Origin of the sequence: Chryseobacterium sp. CH21 (assembly GCF_004119445.1) — a bacterium.
Taxonomy (GTDB): Bacteria; Bacteroidota; Bacteroidia; order Flavobacteriales; family Weeksellaceae; genus Chryseobacterium.
On the sequence record NZ_QICI01000043.1, the window covers coordinates 1 to 291 of the forward strand.

Annotated in this window: 1 protein-coding gene; it reads left to right on the forward strand. The window is 36.1% G+C overall.

The features are described from left to right. Window positions 1-148 precede the first annotated feature (148 nt). Window positions 149-286: a hypothetical protein gene (locus tag BOQ62_RS22425; RefSeq protein ID WP_164976707.1), complete on the forward strand. Its 138-nt coding sequence runs from the start codon at window positions 149-151 to the stop codon at window positions 284-286. Window positions 287-291: the final 5 nt, after the last annotated feature.

Here is a 291-nt window from a genome sequence, read left to right on the forward strand (position 1 = left end):
CAGAGATATCACCAAACAAATACTGGCTTTAGCAGCGCAAACAAGTAAGATTCTGGCAGGTAAAATCAGTGATGATAGAAGCTTTAATGCATAAAAAAACCAGCTACAAGGTTACCGCAAATCTTCTTCACGATGCACAAAAACTGTTGTGCTTAATGTATTACTGCCTCATGAAACAAAAATGAATGAATGCAGAGATATCACCAAACAAATACTGGCTTTAGCAGCGCAAACAAGTAAGATTCTGGCAGGTAAAATCAGTGATGATAGAAGCTTTAATGCATAAAAAAA